This window comes from Amycolatopsis sp. QT-25, from assembly GCF_029369745.1.
GTDB lineage: Bacteria > Actinomycetota > Actinomycetes > Mycobacteriales > Pseudonocardiaceae > Amycolatopsis.
Genome location: NZ_CP120210.1, coordinates 1,419,930 through 1,439,556, shown reverse-complemented (window position 1 = coordinate 1,439,556; position 19,627 = coordinate 1,419,930). Strand labels below are relative to the sequence as shown.

The following is a 19,627-nucleotide window of genomic DNA, read 5'->3' as shown; positions in this document are numbered from 1 at the left end:
CACGGTCACTGTTCCTCGGTACATGAAGGCCCCCTTCCTTGCGCCTGAGTACAGGAAGGGGGCCTTCGTGTACTTCCACCATCCGCCGGCGCTACCAGTCGAGCGGGAGGGCTTCCACGTCGAACGGCGGCGGCCCCAACTTGATCTCCCGGTGTGGTTCGGCCGGCTTCAACGTGGGAAAGCGGTGCGTCAGCGCCGGAATCGCCACCTGGAACACCATCTCGGCCAGCGGTCTGCCGAGGCAGTGGTGGATGCCGTGCCCGAACGCGACATGCGCGGGCTTTTCCCTGCCGATGTCGAACCGGTCCTCCTCGCCGGGGAAGTCGCGGCGGTTCGCCGCCAGGAAAGAAGGGGTGACGGCGTCGCCCGCCTTGATCGGGCAGCCACCGATGTTCACGTCCTCCAGCGCGACGCGCGGGGTGGTCTTCTCGTCGCTGGTGAGATACCGGACCACCTCGTCCAGCCAATCCGGGACGGTGTCCGGCTTTTCCCGCAGCACGGCGAATTGTTCGGGATGCTCGACCATCAACCACGCGCCGGCCGCGAGGAAGCGGGCCACCTGGTCCCCGCCCGCCCCCATGACGAACGACGCCACACCGATCAGCTCCGCGTCGGTGATGTCGTCGCCGTGTTCGCGCACCACCACACCGAACAGATCGTCGCCGGGGTCACGGCGCGTGCGGCTCACGACCTGGTTCATGTACGTCCAGAACTTGTTCCCCGCCGCCACGCGCCGTTTGCCCGACCGCTCCGCCCGGCTGGCGTGCAGCGCACGCGACAACTCCACCTGATCGTCGCGGGGAATGCCGAGGAAGTCACAGGTCACCGTCGTCGCGATGGGCCAGCCGAACCGCGGGACGAAGTCGACCGGGCCGCCGGTGGCCTCGATGGCGTCCAGTGTGGCGTCGACGATCTTCTCGACCTGCGGCCGGAATCCCTGTATCCGCCGGATCGCGAACGGGGACGTCACCATCCGGCGCAGGCGCGTGTGCTCCGGCGGATCGTATTGGGTGAGAAAACCGGGGAAAGTGAAGCCCGCCGCGGTTCCGCCGTAGAGCAGTTTGGCGCTGAACTTGTCCGAGCCGAGGACCTGCCGGATCTCGTCGTACCCCATCGCGAGCCAAGCGGTCCGTCCTTCCGGCGCGTCTTCGACGCCCAGGACGGCCATCGGGCCTTGGGCCATCAAAGCGCTCAGCTCGGGCACCGGGTCGAAGCGGGCACGCCGGTGGATCGCCAACGCCAAATCGACGTTGATCTCCTCGAACGTGCCACGGACGACGTCGTTCTCCTCGATCACTGCACAGGTCCTTTCACCTCGCCCGGCCACCGGTCAGGCCGGTCGGACGAGCGCCGAGCCCGTCCGACCGGCCGCCTTGAGCGGTTGGACACCTTTTCAGGCGCCGACTTCCTGGATGAGGCTCTTCGGCCGGAGATCCGTCCAGTTCTCCTCGACGTAGGCGAGGCACTCCTGACGGCTCGCCTCGCCGTGCACGCGCGTCCAGCCCGCGGGCACCTCCGCGAAGGTCGGCCAGAGGGAGTGCTGCCCTTCTTCGTTGACCAGCACGAAAAAGGAACCGTCTTCGTTGTCGAATGGGTTGGTCATCGTTGTGTCCTTTCACGTTCCGGCCGGGACCGGAGTTTCTCGGCGACGATGGGTCCAATCTGGGCCAGCGCCGCGGGTTGCACCATGTCGTAGTGGTTGGACGGGATTTCGTGCGGCTCGATGGCCCCGCTGGTGAACTCCTTCCAGCTGTCTTTCGCCACCGGGACGGGCAGGTGGCCGGGACGGTCGACGGTGGCGATGAAGAGCAGGATGTCGCCCGAGGAGGGTGAAGTGGTGTGGCGCGGCCCCACCTCCCAGAGGTTGCGCATGACCGCTTCGAGCCGCGAGCGGGCGCCCGCTCCCTTGACCAGTTGCCCCGCGAGGTCCAGGTCCTGCTGATTCCGTTTTTCGAGCGCTTCTTCGTCGCGCGCGGCCTGCTGGCTCGGCGTGCCGGTCGCGTTCCGTCCCATGTAGACGGGATAGGCGTCGAGCAGGGCGAGCAGCCCGACCTCCTCCCCCGCCGCTTCGAGCAGGGTCGCGATCGCCTGCGCGATCCGCCCGCCGAGAGACCAGCCGAGGAGGTGGTACGGCCCGGTCGGCTGCACGGCGCGGAGCTGCTCGAGGTAGTCGGCCGCCATCTCGTCGACGCTGCCCGGCAGTGGTTCGGTCCGGGCCAGTCCGCGCGCCTGCACCCCGTAGACCGGCTGATCCGAGGGCAGGTACCGCAGCAGCGGCTCGTAGTTCCAGCTCAACCCGCCGCTCGCGTGGACGCAGAACAGGGGCGGGCGGTCGCCGCCTGCCCGCAGCGGCAACAGGATCTCGAAGTCACCCGTCCGCACCGCGGCGGTCGATCGCCGGCGCTCGCCCACGACGACCAGGGTCTTGGCGGGCGTCTTGCGGGCGAGCAGGCCCGTGGGCAGCATCTGGTGCCCCGGCTGCCCGAACGGACAAGGCACGGTGGGCGCCCCGGCCGTTCCCGCGTCCACCGCCTGCCCCGTGACGTACAGCTCGCCGACGGCCCCGGGAGCCACCGGGTTCAGCCGCTCGTCGAGCAGGAGGGCGCCGAGCTGGCTTTCCCCGGCCAGGGCCGCGACCACCGCCGGCACCGCGCCGGACCACCGCGCCGGTGCGATGACCGGACGTCCGCGCTCGGCGTCGTCGAGGAAGATGTCCAGATCGCTGATCCGCCGCCCGGGATCCTCCGCCACCTGTTCCAGGACGCGGACCAGTCGCCTGGCCACCGATTCGGCCGTGGCCTCGTCGAACAGGTCGGCGGCGTACCGCAGGACGCCGTCGATGCCGCCCTCGTTGTCGTCGTCGTCGAAGCGCTCGGTGAGCTCGAACGCGAGATCCAGCTCCCTGGCCTCGGTCCCGCCGGGTTCGACCTCGGTGCGCAGGGCGGGCAGTTCCGCCGCGTCCCACGACCCGAGGTCTTCCTCGTCCACCCGCAGGCCCACCTGGAACACGGGATGCCGGGAGAGCGAGGCAGGCAGGTCCAGCAGCTCGACGACCCGTTCGAGAGGCACGTCGGGGTGCTGGGCCGCGACCTGGGCCGCTTCTTGGACCCGGGAGACGACTTCGAGGAAGGTCGGGTCACCCGAAACGTCCGTGCGCAGGGCGCGCGGCTGGGCGAACGGCCCGATCATCGGTTCGAGGTCGATGAGGTCCTCGTCCCTGGGCAGCGTCGTGCCGATCACCAGGTCCTGACCCGCGCCGAACCTGCTCAGCAGCATGGCGAGCGCGGCGTGCACCGACTGGTGCGTGTCCGCGCCGAGCCGTTCCACCGCCCCCGTCAGCCGGGCGTGCGCATCCGCGTCCAGCCGCACCCCGACCGCTCCGGTCCGCCGCGACGGGACGGCGGGCCGCGGCCGGTCGAACGGGAGCACCGTCTCCCCGTCGATCCCCGCCAGGTTGTCCCGCCAGAAGACGACCTGCTCGTGGGTCAGGCTGCCCGGTTCGTCCTCGTCGGCGAGCAGCCGCTGCTCCCAGATCGCGTAGTCGGCGAACTGCAGGGTCAGCGGCGCGCGCTCCGGGACCCGGTTCTCGCGGCGCGCGCCGTACGCGGCCGCCAGGTCCCGGAAGAACACGTCGATCGAGTCCTCGTCGGCGAGGATGCGGTGCACCCGCAGGTGCAGGACGTGCTCCTTCTCCGAAAGCTCGAAGAGGTCGCACCGCCACGGCACCTCCCGGGTGAGGTCGAAGACCAGCTCACGCCGCTCGGCGAGCAACCCGGGCAGGGCCTCCTCGGTGGCGGGCACCGGGGTCAGCTCGACCGCCAAGGCGTCCTGGATGTGCTGGTGGACGCTCCGCGCGTCCCCGGGGAAGGTCGTGCGGAGGATCTCGTGCCTGGCCGCGACGTCACCGAGCGCCGCCGCCAGCGCGGGCACGTCCAGCCGGCCGCGCAAGCGCAGTGCGAACGAGAGGTGCAGACCGGCCGTCTCTTCCCCTGGACGGGCCAGCAGCCAGGCGCGCAGCTGCCGGGCGGTGAGGGGCACCCGGTCCGGCCGTTTCGCGGCTTCCAGCGCGGGGCGGGCCTTCGCGGCGAGCGCCCTCGCGACCCCCGCCGGGGTGGGCGAGGAGAACAGCTGCCGGATGGGCAGATCCGCGCCGAGCTCCTCACGGATCCGCGCGATGAGCCGCATGGCCAGCGCCGAACTCCCGCCGAGATCGTGGAAAGCGTCGTCGACCCCCACCTGGTCGACGCCGAGGATCTCGGAGAACAGCGCGCACAGCACCTTCTCGGCCTCGCTCTCGGGCGCCTTCTCCGCCGCGCGTCCCGCGAGATCCGGGGCGGGCAGGGCCCGGCGGTCGACCTTGCCGTTGGCGGTGACGGGCAGGCCCGGCAGGGCGATGACGGCCATGGGCACCAGGTACGCGGGCAGGGCCAGTGCCATCCGCCGCCGGATCTCCTCCGCGCCCGGGTCACCGCCGTCGGAGACGAAGTAGCCGACCAGGCGCTTTTCCCCCGGCTGGTCCTCCCTCGCCACGACGACCGCTTCGACCACTCCCGGCTGGGCCGCCAGCGCGGCCTCCACCTCGCCCAGCTCCACCCGGTAACCGCGGATCTTGACCTGTTCGTCGGTGCGCCCGAGGAACACCACCTCGCCGTCGCGGGTCCAGCGCGCCAGGTCGCCGGTGCGGTACATGCGCTCGCCGGGGAGGAACGGGCACGCCACGAACCGCTCGGCCGTCAGCTCCGGTTTGGCGAGGTACCCGCGCGCCAGGCCCGTGCCCGCGATGTACAGCTCGCCTGCCACGCCGGGGGCGACCGGCCGCAGGAAGGCGTCGAGGACGTAGATCCGGCGGTTCGTCATGGGATGGCCGATCGGCAGCTCCCGGTCGACCACGTCGCCGGGTTCGATCGGGAGCCACGTGGCGCACAGGGTGGTCTCGGTGGGTCCGTAGGTGTTCCGCACCCGCAGGCCGGGCTGGGCCCGCCGCAGGTTCTCCACGGACTGCGCGGGCACGATGTCGCCGCCGGTGCCGATCTCGACCAGGCCCTCGAAACACTCCGGCGACGTTTCCGCGAGCGCGCGGAAGGTACCGGCGGTGAGGTGGACGAAGTTCGCGCCGCGTGCGACGGCCTGCCGCACCCCGGCCGCGTCCAGCACGCCCGGTTCGGTGAGCAGGACTCGGGCACCCGTCGAAAGCGGCACCCACATCGCGTACAGCGAGGGATCGAAGACGTGCGTCGCGTGCATCAGCACGCCGTCGCCGGGACCGATCCGCCAGCCCGCGTCGCCGGCCAGGCCCGCCACGGCCCCGTGGGGGATGCCCACGCCCTTCGGGGTGCCGGTGGATCCCGACGTGTACATCACGTACGCCAGGTCGTCCGCGCTCGGCCGGAACTCCCGCGCCGCGGCGGCCGAAGCGCCGATGGCGGCACGTGTCTCCGGCGCGTCGAGGACGATCGCGCCCGACGGCACGACACCACGGGTGGCCTCGGTGCACAGGACGGTCGAAAGCTCCGAGTCGGCGAGGATGAACGCGATCCGCTCGGCCGGGTACTCGACATCCACCGGGACGTAGGCGGCGCCCGCCTTCCAGATCGCCAGGAACGCGATCAGCAGCTCCGGTGACCGCTTCATGGCCACCCCGACCCGGTCTCCCCGGCCGACACCGCGCTCGGCGAGGTACCCGGCCAGCCGGTTCGACGCCCGGTCGAGGTCGGCGTAGGTCAGGTCCGTGCCGCCCGCGTCGGTGATCGCCACCGCGTCCGGCGCCGCGGTCACCCGCCGCCCGAACAGCTCGACCACGGACGCCCCCGGTACCGGGCCTTCGGTGGCGTTGAACTCGTCCACCACCAAGGCGTGCTCGGCCTCGCTCAGCAGCGTCAGCCTGCCGACGAGGACGTCGGGCTCGGCGACGAGCCGCTCCAGCACCCTGGCCAGCGCGCCGACGACCGACTCCGCGGCCGCCTCGTCGAACAGGCCACGGTCGTAGTCGAGGATGAGCGGCATCCGCTCCCCCGGTCCGGTGATCAGGGTGAACGGGTAATGCGACGAGTTGCGTCCTCGCTTCACCGGGCGCAGGACCAGACCGGTGTCGTCCGGTCCGCCGAGCCCGGCGCGGGGGAAGTTCTCGTAGATGACGAGCGTGTCGAAGACCGCTCCGGGTCCGGCGAGGGCCAGCACGTCCTGCAGGCCGAGATGCTGGTGGGCCATCAGCGCCGATTGACTGCTCTGCAGCTCGGCGAACAGGTCGACGGCCCGCCGCGCGCCGTCGAGCCGGACCCGCACCGGCAGGGTGTTGAGCAGCTGACCGACCATCGACTCGACGCCCGCCAGGTCCGCGGGCCGCCCCGAGGCGGTCGCGCCGAACACCACGTCGGTGCGCCCGGCCAGTTGCGACAGCACGACGGCCCAAGCGCCCTGCACGACGCTGTTGAGGGTGAGGCCGTTGCCGCGCGCCAGCCTGGCCACGCCGTCCGTCAGCTCCGGGGACAGTTCGACCACCGCCGTGCGGATGTCCGGCACGCGGGCCGGGTCGGCGGGGACGACCGTGGTCGGGGTGTCCAATCCGGCGAGTTCGTCCCGCCAGGCGGTCCGGGCCGCGTCCTTGTCCTGCCGTCCCAGCCAGGCGAGGTAGTCCCGGTAGGACACGGTGGGCGGCAGCCCGGAAGCGCCGCCGCCCGCGGCGTAGATCGCGGAGAGCTCGCGATGGATGATCGGCATCGACCAGCCGTCGGTGAGGACGTGATGAAGGGTGTGCACGAGCCGGTGGCGTTCCGGTCCCAGCCGGACCAGGTGCAGTTTCATCAGCGGCGCGACCTCGATGCTCAGCCGCTCGGCCACCTCTTCCGCGGCCAGCCGGTCCACCTCGCCGTCGGCGACGTCGTCCGGCAGCCCGGACAGATCCGTTTCCCGCCACGGGATCTCGGCGTCCCGCGCGATGACCTGCACCATCTGTGCGCCGCTGACGAAGCGGAAACAGGCCCGCAGCGCGGCGTGCCGGTCCACGAGTGCCTGCCACGACGCCCTCAGGAGTCCCGCGTCCAGCGGGCCGTCGATGCCGTAGACGGTCTGCACCGTGTAGGTGTCGGGCCCGTCGTTGTCGAGGGCGGTGTGATAGAGCATCCCTTCTTGCAGCGGCGAGAGAGGCCAGACGTCCTCGACGCTGGAGCGGGGCTTCGCGCGAGTGTCGTCAACGGTCACGATCTGCTCCTTATGGCGGTTAATCGCGGGCCAATCCGGCCTCGAGTTGGTCCAACTGGTCAGGGGAAAGGGCGACGAGCATGCCCGCCTCGGGTTCCGGCGCGACGGTGTTCCCGCCTTCGGCCGGGAGTTCCGTGACGAGCTCCGCCAGCCGTTCCGGCGTCTTTTCTTCGAACACCTGCCAGGGGGTCAGTTCCAGCCCCTTCCGGCGCGCACGGGCGGACAGCTGCATCGAGGTGATCGAGTCGCCGCCGAGTTCGAAGAAGCTGTCGTCGGCACCCACGCGGTCCAGGCCGAGCACTTCCGCGAACAGTTCGCACAGCCGTTTTTCCGTGGCCGTGCGCGGATCCCGTCCGGAGGTCAGCCCGGCGAAGTCGGGAGCCTGGAGCGCCCGATGGTCGAGCTTGCCGTTGGGCGTGAGCGGCATCTTGTCCAGCGGGACGAACGCCGAAGGAAGCATGTACTCCGGCAGTCGTTCGGCGGCCAGCTCGCGCAGCGCGGTCATCAGCGGGCCGGCGGGGGTGTCCGCCGACGGCACGATGTAGGCCACCAGTTGCTTGTCGCCCGGCCCGTCCCGGTGGACGGCGATGGCCACCTGGGAGACCCCTGGATGCTCCGACAGCACGGTCTCGATCTCGGCGGGCTCGACCCGGTATCCGCGCACCTTGACCTGCGCGTCGGCCCGGCCGACGAACATCAGCTGCCCGTCGGTGGTCCAGCGGAACCGGTCGCCGGTGCGGTACATCCGCTCCCCGGGGGCGAACGGGCTGGCGACGAACCGTTCCGCCGTCAGCCCCGGACGCCCGAGGTAACCGCGGGCGAGGCCGACCCCCGCGATGTAGAGCTCCCCCGCCACTCCGGGCGCCGCCGGCTGCAGGAAGGAGTCGAGTACGTAGTGCCGCACGTTCCGGATCGGGCCGCCGAGCGGGACCACTTCGTGTCCCGGTGACAACGGGGAACTCATCGTCGAGCAGATCGTCGTCTCGGTCGGCCCGTACGCGTTGATCATCCGGCGGCCCGGTGACCAGCGGTCCGCCAGCGCGGGCGTGCACACCTCGCCGCCCGTCAGCACGCTTTCCAGGCTGTCCGGCAGGTCCTCCTCCGCGGCCAGCACGCTCGGCGACACGGTGAGATGGGTGATGCCCCACCGCCGCAGCGCGTCGCCGAGGGTCACCCGCGGCGGCATGCTCTCCGCGTCGGGCAGCACCAGCGTCCCGCCCGCCAGCAAAGCCATGTACAGCTCGGAAACGATGGCGTCGAAACCGATGGCGGACAATTGCAGGACGCGCGAGGAGGACGTGACGCCAAGGCGCTCGATATGCGCCGCGGCGAGGTTGCCGAGTCCGGAGTGGGTGACCATCACCCCCTTGGGCACGCCGGTCGACCCCGACGTGTAGATGACGTACGCCGCGTCGGTCGCCGCGACCCGCGGCAGCACCACGTCGGGATCGGAAGCGGGCAGCTCGTCCAGCACCAGCACCGAGCCCGCGAACCCCGGGGGCACGACCGACCGGGTGGCGGTGGTGCACACCAGTACTTCGGGTGCCGAACTCGTCAGCATCAGCTCGATCCGTTCTCGCGGGTAGTCCGGATCGACCGGCACGAACGACCCACCGGCGAACGACACCGCCATCAGGGTCACCGCCAGCTCGGCCGAGCGGCCGACCACCACGCCCACCCTGGTCTCCCGCCGCACACCCAGCCCCACGAGCAGCCGGGCCAGGGATTCCACCTCGTCGAGCAGCTCGCCGAACGACAGGCGGCGCCTGGCGTCCTCCACCGCCACCGCGTCCCGCGACCGCTCCACCTGCCTGCGGAACAGCACCGGCAGTGCCTCGGCGTCGAACGGGACGTCGGTCCGGTTCCACTCGTCCACCACCAGACGGCGCTGTTCCGGCGCGAGCAGGGCGACCCGGCCCACCGGCAGCCGCGGCTCGGCCACGACCTGCGCCACGGCCTGGAGGATCGACGCGACGACCTCTTCGGCCTGTGCCCGGTCGTAGGCGTCCGGGCGGTAGATGCATTCACCGCGGATGCCCCCGGCCGCGGACACCCGCATGGACAGCGGGTAGTGCCCGGTGTCGTTCGGGATCGCCGCCGGACGCATGACGAGCGCGTCGGGGTCGTCGGACGGGCTCAGCGGGGACGGCGGGTTCTCGAAGACGACGATCGTGTCGAACGCCGCGCCCGGCCCGACCAGCTGGTTGATCTCGGCCAGCCCGATGTGCTGGTGCGCCATCATCCCGACCTGACGTTCCTGCAGGTCCGCCAGCATGTCGACGAACGGTTCGGCGCCGGTCAGGCGAGCCCGGACCGGCAGCATGTTCATGAACAGGCCGACGGCGGACTCGACACCGGGGATCTCGGGCGGGCGCCCGGCCACCGTGGCACCGAAGACCACGTCGTCGCGTCCGGTCAGCCGGGCGAGGAGCAGCGACCAGACCCCTTGGAACAGCGTGTTCACCGTGATGCCGTGACCGCGGGTGAATTCGACCAGCCGCCTGCTCTCGTCCTCGCCGAGTTCGAACGTGACGCGGTCGGGTTCGATGGGCGCGATGATCGAGTCCGGCGGCACGACGTGGGTCGCCTCGTCGAGTCCCGCGAGTTCGGTCCGCCATGCCTCCCTGGCGGCCGCCTTGTCCTGGCGGGCGAGCCAGGTGAGGTAGTCGCGGTACGACGTCGGGACGGGCAGGGCCCGGCCGTCGCCGCCGGCTTCGTAGGCCGCCACCACGTCGATGATGAGGAGCGGAAGCGACCACCCGTCGGCCGCGATGTGGTGCGACGCGAGGGCCAGCCGGTGCTGTCCTTCCCCGAGGCGCACCAAATGCAGTCGCAGCGACGGTGCCCGGGTCAGGTCGAACCGTTCGGCGTGCAGTGCCGCGGCGAGACGGTCGAACTCCGCCAGCGCCTCGTCTTCGGGCAGGTGGGAGAGATCGGTCTCCAGCCACGGCACCGCCACCTCGCGGGCGACCGCTTGCACGGCCTCGCCGGACTCGAGCTGGTGGAAACTCGCGCGCAGGGCGGGATGCCGGTCGAGCAGCGCCTGCCACGAGGCCCGGAAGCGGGGGACGTCCAGCGGACCGTCGAGGGCGAGGGTCCGCAGGCTCGCGTAGACGTCCGGGCCGCGCTCGTCGGCGGCGTGGAACAGCAGACCTTCCTGCAGTGGCGAGAGCGGCCAGATGTCCTGCAGGCCCGGTACGGCGGCCTCGACCTCTTCCACCTCTCGCTGCGTCAGCGCGGTGAGCGGGAAGTCCGACGGCGTGTACCCGCCGGAGCGGTCGTCGCCGACGTGGGCGGCGAGGCCGGTCAGCATGGCCAGCCACGCCTTCGCGAGCGACTCCGCGTCGGCCTCGCCGAGCACCCGCCCGGCCCACGTCACGGTCAGGCCGAACTCGGGTCCGTCGGCGGAGTCCAGCACGACCGCGTCGATCTCCACGACGTGACGCAACGGCGCGTCCTGTTCCGCCGTGCCGCCGATGGTCCCCGCGATCTCCCAGGGCTCCGCCGCGCCGCCGCGCCGGGCGGAGAAACGACCGAGGTAGTTGAACCCGATCTCCGCCTCCGGCAGCGCCGCCAGTACCCGGCCCGTCTCGGCATTGAGGTACCGCAGCATTCCGTAGCCGAGGCCCCCGTCGGGCACGGCCCGCACGTTTTCCTTGACCTTCTTCAGCAGGCTGCCCGCCGCGCCACCACCGGCGAGCGCTTCGGCGGTGTCCACCCCGGCCACGTCCAGCCGGAGCGGATGCACGTCGGTGAACCAGCCGACCGTCCGCGACAGGTCCAGTTCGTCGAGGGGCTGACGGCCGTGCCCTTCGACGTCCACCACGACGGCGGTACCGCCGCGCCAGTGGGCCACCGCGCCGGCCAGGGTGGCCAGCAGCACCTCGTGGACACCGCAGTGGAAGGCCGAGGTGGCCTTCTCCACGAGCACGCTCGCCCGGTCCCGTGGCAGGGTCCAGGACCTGCGCCCCGCGGTCGACACGGTGTCCCGCGACCGGTCGAGTTCGCCCACCCGCGCCGGTGCCCCGTCGAGGATCCGCGTCCACGTTTCGAGTTCGGCGGTGCGGCTCACCGCCTGTTCGGTCAGTGTCCGCGCCCAGCGCCGGAACGACACGTGCGCCGGATCGAGCACCGGCTCCCGGCCGTCGGCCACGGCTTCACAGGCCAGTCGCAGGTCCGGCAGCAGGACGCGCCACGACACCACGTCGACCGCGATGTGGTGGGCCACCACGACGAGCCGCCCCCTCCGGCCGGGTCCCGCGTCCACCCACACCACCTGGACCATCACTCCGCCGGCGGGATCCAGCCGTCCGGCCGCCTCGTGGGCGCACCGATCCGCGACCTCGTCGAGGTCACCCGTGCCGGCCTCGACCCGTTGGACCAGCCTCGCCGCGTCGACCGTTCCCCGGTCGGCCACGACCAGCCGGGGCTCTTCCCCGTCGTGCTCGACGACCCGGCTCCGCACCAGGTCGTGGGCGTCGATCACGGCGCGCAAACCGGCGGTCAGCACCTCTGCGGACAGGTCTTCGGGCGCACCGACGGTGACCCACTGCGCGAGCGCCCCCCGCGTCATCGCGTGGTGATCACGGTCGATCAACGCCCGCATGACCGGCGTCCAGGCGACTTCACCGACACCGTCCTCGGCGTCGGGCCGTGCCACCCCGCCGCGTTCGGCGATCGCCGCGATCGCCGCGGGGGTCTTCTGCTCGAAGACCTGCTTCGCGCCGAAGACGAGGTCCTCGCGCCGCGCACGGGCGGCCAAGCGCATGGAGAGGATCGAGTCCCCGCCCAGCTCGAAGAAACCGTCGTCGGCGCCGACCCGGTCCAGCCCGAGGATCTCGGCGAACAGGTCGCACAGCACGCGTTCGGTCTCGGTGCGCGGGGCGCGACCGGCCTGCTTCCCGGTGAATTCGGGGGCGGGCAGGGCCGCGCGGTCGATCTTCCCGTTGAGCGTCAGCGGGAAGGTGTCCAGCACCAGCACCGCGGCGGGCACCATGAACTCCGGCAGCCGGTCCGCGAGCCGCTCGCGGATCGCGCCGGATTCCAGGCTCTGTCCCGATTCCGCGGTGACGTAGGCGATCAGCCGCTTCTCGCCGGGACGCTCTTCCCGTGCCACCACGACCGCCTGCGCGACGCCGGGGACCTCCGTCAGCGCGGCCTCGATCTCACCCGGCTCGACGCGATAGCCACGGATCTTCACCTGGGCGTCGGCACGCCCGGCGAACAGCAGCTCGCCGTCGTCGGTCCAGCGCGCCAGGTCCCCGGTGCGGTACATGCGCTCGCCGGAGGAGAACGGGTTGGCGACGAACCGCCGCGCCGTCTGACCGGTGGCGCCCGCGTAGCCGTGTGCCAGCCCGGCGCCGGCGAGGTACAGCTCCCCGGTCACGTTCGGCGCCACCGGCTGGAGGAACGCGTCGAGGACGTAGGCCTGCCTGCCGTCCAGCGGCCCGCCGATCGGCAGGGTGTCCCCCGTTCCGGCCCCCGGTTCGAGGACGAGCCACGTGGCGCACAAGGTGATCTCGGTGGGTCCGTAGAGCTGGCGGAACCGGACCTCCGGGCACGCCCGGCGCATCCGCGCGACGGAGGCGAGCGGCACGGCGTCACCGCCGGTCAAGATCTCCCGCAGCCCGGTGAAGGCCTCCGGCGACTCCTCGGCCACGACCCGGAAGGTCCCGGCCGTCAGGTGGACGGTGGTCACGCCGCGTCCGATCGCTTCCCGCAACCGCTGCGCGTCGACCGCCCCCTGCTCCGCGACCACGACGGCGGCACCGCTGACCAGTGGCACCCAGATCTCGACCAGCGAGGCGTCGAACGCGTGGGACGCGTGCAGCAGCACGCGATCACCGGGGTCCTGCGACCAGCCGGGGTCGCAGGCCAGTGCCGCCACGCTGCCGTGCGGTACCGCGACTCCCTTCGGCACACCGGTCGACCCCGACGTGTACATCACGTAGGCCACGTCGTGCGCTCCGACCGTGAGCGACGGTGCCCCGTGCCGTGCTCCCGCGACTTCCGGCGCGTCCACGACCACCGGCTCGACCTTGTCCGGCACCGCGGTCCGGGTCTTCTCCACGCAGACCGCCACCGACGCCCCGGCGTCGGACAGCATCCGTTCGATCCGGTCCGCGGGATGGTCCGTGTTCACCGGGACCTGCGCCGCCCCCGCTTTCCACACCGCGAGGAGGGCGACGAGCAGGTCCACGCCGCGCTCCAGCACCACGCCGACGCGGTCACCGCGCCGGACGCCGGTCGCGGCCAGGTATCCCGCCAGGCGATCCGATGCGCGGTCCAGCTCGGCGTAGGACAGGGTGCGTCCCCCGTCGACGACCGCCACCGCCTCCGGCGAGGCGCCCACCCTGCTCCGGAACGCCTCGACCACGGACGGCCCGCCGTGCGCTTCGCCGGTCGAGTTCCAGCGCTCCACCACCGACGCGCGTGCCGCTTCGCTCGTCACGGCCAGGCGGCCGACGGGAAGCGAAGCCTCCGCGGGTATCCGTCCGGCGACCCGCACGACCTGCCTCGCGACCTCGGCGGCCGTCTCCCGGCTGATCCGGTCCGGCCGGTAGGACACGTTGACCCGCAAGCGATCCCCGAGACCGGCGTTCATGCTCAGCGGATAGCTGGTGCCAGTCCGGGTGGCGACCGAGCCGATCTTGATCCCGCCGTCGTCGCCGAGACCGTCGGCGGTGTGCGGGTAGTTCTCGATCATCACGATGGTGTCGAAGACCGCGCCCGGCCCCGCCGCCTTCTGGATCTCCGGCAGCCCCGGGTACTGGTGCTCGGACAGCGTCGACTGCCGCGCCTGCAGGTCCCGGAGCGTCTCCAGCACCGACCGGCCGCCGTCGAACCGCACCCGGGCCGGGACGGTGTTGATGAACATCCCCACCACCCGCTCGACGTCCGGCACCTCCGCCGGCCGCCCGGACACCACGTTGCCGAACACCACATCGGTCCGGCCCGCCAGCCGCGCCAGTACCAAGGCCCACGCGGCCTGCAGGATCGTGCTCAACGTCAGGTCATGACCACGGGCGAAGTCGGCGAGGGCCCGCGTCTCCTCCTCGGACAGCGATTCGGCGTGGTTGTCCGGCATCACCATCGTCTTGCCCGCGTCGGCGTCCACCACGGTCGGTTCGTCCGCGCCGGCGAGCTCGGCCCGCCAAGCCGCGCGGGTCGCCTTCTCGTCCTGTTCATTCAGCCACGCCAAGTAGTCCTGATAGGACGGTGCCGGCGGAAGGTTCCGGCCGCCCGCGTAGGCGGTCGACACCTCGCCCAAGACGAGCGGTGTCGACCAGCCGTCCAGGATCACGTGGTGCGACGTCACCACGAGGCGATGCCGGTCCGCGCCGAGGCGGATCAGCGTGAGCCGGAGCAGCGGCGCCCGGGTCACGTCGAACCGTTCCGCCTGGTCCTCCGCGAGCAGGCGGGCGGTCTCCACGGCCGCGTCCGCCTCGTCGAGCTGCGACAGATCGGCTTCACGCCAAGGGATTTCGGCCGCGTCGACGATGACCTGCACCGTTTCACCCGAGCCGAGCTGGTGGAAGCCCGCCCGGAGCGATTCGTGCCGGGAGAGCACCCGGTTCCAGGCGGCGCGCAGCCGTCGCGCGTCGAGCGGTCCGTCGAGGTCGAGGATCCGCTGGCTCTGGTAGACGTCGACGCCGTCCTCGTCGAAGGCACGTTCGAAGAGCATGCCTTCCTGCAGCGGGGACAGCGGCCAGATGTCCGTCAGTCCCGGCGCCGCGGCCTCGAGTTCCGTGACGTCCCGCTGCGTCAAAGCGACGAGAGCGAAATCGGACGGTGTGTGCCCACCGGCGCCGGGAGCGGCGCCGTGGGCCGCGAGACCGGTCAGCATCTCCGCCCAGGCCTCGCCGAGCCGCTCCACCGTGGCGGGGTCGAGATCCCGGCCTTCCACGACGAGCCTCAGCCGGGGTCCGGCCGGCGTGTCCTGCACGTCCGCGCCGGCCTCCAGTGCGTGGCCGAGGACCATCTCCGGGCCACCGCCGAGCGACCCGTCGGTCAGCCGCCACGCGCCGTCCCCGGCGGCGTGCCCGGAACGGCCGAGATAGGTGAAGCCGATCTGCGCGGACGGGAGCCCGGCCAGCCTGGCCCGGGTGTCGGGGTTGAGATGGCGCAGCAGTCCATGACCGAGCCCGTCGCCGGGAACGGCGCCGACCTGTTCCTTGACCGTCTTCAGCAACTCCCCCGCCGCCGTTCCCCCGGCCGCCGCGGCCGGGAGATCGACACCGGAAACGTCGAGCCGGACCGGATGAACGCTGGTGAACCAGCCGACGGTGCGCACCAGGTCCTCACCGTCGGCGGCGTCGCGGCCGTGGCCTTCCACGTCCACCAGAACCGCGGCGTCGGCGGCCACCGCACCGGCGAGCCCGGCCAGCAGGACGTCTTGCACGCCACAGTGGAAAGCTCCCGGCACCCGGGCGACCAAGGCGCGCGCCACGGATCCGGACAGGGTCGCCGACCACGAGTGCGCCTGCCCGGCGTGCGGTTCCAGCGCCGGTTTCGCGCCCTCCAGCACGGCGATCCACCGGTCGAGTTCGGCCACGGTGTCCTCACGCGAGGCCTGCTCGGTCAGCCGTCGCGCCCACTGCCGGTACGACGTCGTCGCGGGTTCGAGTGCGGGGGTTCCACCGGCGACGACCTCGTCGTAAGCCGCCCGGAGATCCGGCAGCAGGATCCCCCACGAGACCGCGTCCACCGCCAGGTGATGCGCCACGAAGGCCAACCGGCCCGGCTCGGCGTTCCCGGCGTCGATCCAGACGAGCCGCGCCACGATTCCCGCCGCCGGGTCCAGCGTGCCCGCCGCCGTCCTGGCCTCGCGCTCGGCGAGTTCATCGACATCACCGCTGTCACCGATATCACCGCTGCCCGCCGCCACCCGCGTCACCAGACCGGCCGCGGCCACCGCACCCGGCGCGGCCACCATCAGCCGTCCATCGGATTCCACGCGGACCCGGAGAAGGTCGTGCACGTCCAGCACGGCTTGCAGGGCCTTCGGGAGTGCGTCCGGGTCGAAGCCCGCCGGAGTGACGACGATGCGCGCCTGCGCGAAACCGGGGCGCAAGGCGTCCTTCCCGAGGGCCCGCATCACCGGCGTCCACGGGATCTCACCGACACCCGTGGCCGCACTGTCCGCAGTGAACTTACGTACCGGGGCCTCGTTCGCCAGCACCGCCAGCCTGCCGGGGGTCCGGTGTTCGAACACCAGCCGCGGTGTCAGGGAGATGCCCTCGCGCCGCGCGCGGGCGGCGACCTGCATCGACGAGATCGAGTCGCCGCCCAGCTCGAAGAAGCTGTCCTCCACGCCGACCCGCTCCAGGCCGAGCACGTCGGCGAACACTCCACAAAGGACTCGTTCGGCCTCGGTCGAGGGCTCGCGGCCCGCCGCCTTCGAGGAGAAGTCCGGTTCGGGCAGCGCCTGCCGGTCCACCTTGCCGTTGACCGTCAACGGCAACTCGTCCAGCACCAGCAGCGCGGCCGGGATCATGAATTCGGGCAGCGTCCCGGCGAGCCGTTCGCGCAGCCGCGCCGGGTCGGCGTCCTGTCCGGCTTCGGCGACCACGTAACCGATCAGCTGCTCGTGCCGGGCGAGCACCACCGCCTGACCGACACCGGGCAGGGCGGCGAGGGCGGCCTCGACCTCACCGGGCTCCACCCGGTACCCGCGGATCTTCACCTGATCGTCGGCGCGTCCGGCGAAGACCAGCGTGCCCTCGCCGGTCCAGGACGCCAGATCCCCGGTCCGGTACATCCGCGCGCCGGGAACGAACGGATCGGCGACGAACCGCTCGGCCGTCAACGCCGAACGGCTCAGGTAGCCCTGCGCCACACCGGCTCCGGCGACGTACAGCTCCCCCGGCGACCCCGGTGGCACGGGCCGCAGGAACGCGTCGAGGACGTAGGCCCGCCGTCCCGCGAGCGGACGGCCGATCGGCAGCACCGATCCCGTCGGGGCACCGGGTTCCACTACCCACCAGGTCGCACACAACGTGGCTTCCGTCGGACCGTAGAGATGCCGCACCCGCACCTCCGGGCACACCTTTCGCACCCGCTCCACCGCCGCCAGTGGCACGGCGTCCCCACCGGTCAGCACCTCGCGCAGACCGGCGACCGACTCCGGCGCCTCCTCCGCCAGCACGCGGAAGGAGCCCGCGGTGAGGTGGGCGGCCGTGACCCCCGCGGCGACGTAACCCGCGAGCGCTTCGCCGTCCACCGCCCCCGGTCCGGCGAGCATCAGCCGGGCACCCGTGAGCAACGGCACCCACAGCTCGAACAAGGAGATGTCGAAAGCGTGCGAGGCGTGCATCAGCACGGTGTCTCCGGGGCCGACCCGCCAGCCGGGCTCCCCGACCAGTGCCGCGACATCGCCGTGGGACACCGCGACCCCCTTCGGCGTGCCGGTCGAACCCGACGTGTACATCACGTAGGCGACGTCGTGCGCGCTCACGGCGGCCGGGCGGCGAGTGGCCCCGGCCACCGCCTGCCGCGTCGCCGGATCGTCGAGGACGATCGGTTCGAGCCCTCCGTCCAGCACCGCGCTCCGGTACGTTTCCGTGCACACCACCGCCGCCGGATCGGCGTCGGAGAGCATGAACTTCACGCGGTCCACCGGATAGGCGGGGTCGACCGGGACGTACGCCGCGCCCGCTTTCCACACCGCGAGCAACGTCGCGACGAGATCGCGCGAGCGGTCCATCACCACGGCCACGCGATCACCGCGCCGGACGCCCCGGCCGGTCAGGTAACCGGCGATCCGCTCCGCGTGCCCGGCCAGTTCGCCGTAGGACAGCGCCGAGTCACCCTCGACGACCGCGATCTCGTCACGGCGGCTCTCGACCTGGTCGTCGAACAGCCCCAGGGGAAGCGTGCCCGGCGCCGGGGCGGACGCGGCACCCCAGTGGTTCACCACCAGGTCGCGTTCGGCCCCGGTCGTCACCTCAACGTCGGCCACCGTGAGGTCGGCCGCGCCGGTCAGGCGGCGCAGCACCTCACCGAAGCGTTCGAGGATGGAAAGCGCGGTGTCCCGGTCGAACAGATCCGGCAGATAGTCGAGTTTGAGGAGCAGCGACTCGCCGGGGACGGCGACCAGTGTCAGCGGGTAGTGGGCGGCGATCCGGCCCTGGTTGATCCTGGTGACCAGGGTTTCCCGGTCGCCGGGCTCGTGGTGGAACTTCTCGAAGACGATCAGCGTGTCGAAGACGGCACCGGGGCCGGCCTCGTGCTGGATGTCCGCCAACCCCACGTACTGGTCGGGGATGAGGGCCGACTGCCGTTTCTGCAGATCCGTCAGCAGTTCCGTGACCGGGGTGGCGCCGTGCAGCCGCACGCGCACGGGAACCGTGTTGAGGAACAGCCCCACCATTCCTTCCACGCCGGGCAGATCCGGCGGGCGCGCCGACACCGTCGCGCCGAACACCACGTCGGTCCGGCCGGCGAGCCGCGCCAGCACCATCGCCCACGCGCCCTGGACGACCGTGTTCAGCGTCAACCCCTGCCCGCGGGCCAGCTCACCCAGCGAGCGCAGGAGAGCCGACGGAAGCCGGACCTCGACGCTCTCCGGTACCGACGGCGCCCGGCCGGAATCGGCGGGCGCCACCAGTGTCGGCTCCTCGGCACCGCTCAGCTCCGCCGTCCACGCCGACAGCGACCGCGTCTTGTCCTGCCGGTTCAGCCACGCGAGATAGGCCCCGTAGGAGGTCACTTCCGGCAGCGACGGCCTGTCCCCGCCCGCCGCGTACAGTTCCGACATCTCGTCGACCACGATCGGCAGCGACCAGCCGTCGAGGATCGTGTGGTGACAGGTCACCACGAGGCGGTGCGTTTCCTGCCCGAGCCGGAGCAAAGTCAAGCGCAGCAACGGTGCCTGCGCGAGATCGAAGCGCTTCGTCCGGTCCTCTTCGGAGAGTTCCCGCACGGCTTCTTCGGCGTCTTCGAGGTGGGAGAGGTCGACCTCCCGCCACGGCAGTTCCACCTGCCGGGCGATGAGCTGTACCGTCTCACCCGTTTTGCGCTGCCGGAAGCAGGCCCGCAGCGGGGCGTGCCTGGCCAGCACGGCCGCCCAGGCCTCGCGCAGCCTTCCGGCGTCCACCGGCCCGTCGAGGTCCAGGATCCACTGTCCTATGTAGACGTCGGGGCCTTCACCGTCGTAGACCGCGTGGAAGAGCAACCCGGCCTGCAGCGGCGACAGCGGCCAGATTTCCTCGATCCGCGACTGAGCCATCAATATCTCCCTCGATCAGCGAAGGGCTTGAAGTTCGTCGCCGAACTCAGCCTCGAATTCCTCGATCTCGTCTTTGCCCGGGTCGAGGATGGCGGCGTCAGGCAGGGTGTTTTCCCCCTGTGCAAGGATCATCCGCCTGAAACGCCGGACCGGACAACATGTCCAAGGTGCCTTTTGTCGAGCGTGAAGGTGAAGTACACG

General features: G+C 71.7%; 4 protein-coding genes. All 4 read right to left on the bottom strand.

Translation table 11 applies throughout. From position 1 onward, the window contains the following. Positions 1 to 91: 91 nt before the first annotated feature. The 4 genes from P3102_RS06890 to P3102_RS06875 all read right to left on the bottom strand — a co-directional run bounded on the left by P3102_RS06890 (position 92) and on the right by P3102_RS06875 (position 19,426). Entirely contained in the window at positions 92 to 1,255 is a 1,164-nt protein-coding gene (locus tag P3102_RS06890) for a cytochrome P450 (protein WP_276371026.1), read from the bottom strand. 138 nt (positions 1,256 to 1,393) lie between these two features. Next, positions 1,394 to 1,603, bottom strand: a complete 210-nt coding sequence (locus tag P3102_RS06885; RefSeq protein WP_276367472.1) for an MbtH family protein — start codon at positions 1,601 to 1,603, stop codon at positions 1,394 to 1,396. Continuing rightward, complete coding sequence (locus P3102_RS06880; protein ID WP_276367470.1) at positions 1,600 to 7,197, bottom strand: non-ribosomal peptide synthetase; 5,598 nt, start codon at positions 7,195 to 7,197, stop codon at positions 1,600 to 1,602. Before P3102_RS06880 ends, P3102_RS06885 begins: the two co-directional genes overlap by 4 nt. A 19-nt stretch (positions 7,198 to 7,216) precedes the next feature. After that, on the bottom strand, positions 7,217 to 19,426 hold the full coding sequence (locus P3102_RS06875; RefSeq protein WP_276367469.1) for a non-ribosomal peptide synthetase: 12,210 nt from the start codon (positions 19,424 to 19,426) through the stop codon (positions 7,217 to 7,219). Positions 19,427 to 19,627 lie beyond the last annotated feature (201 nt).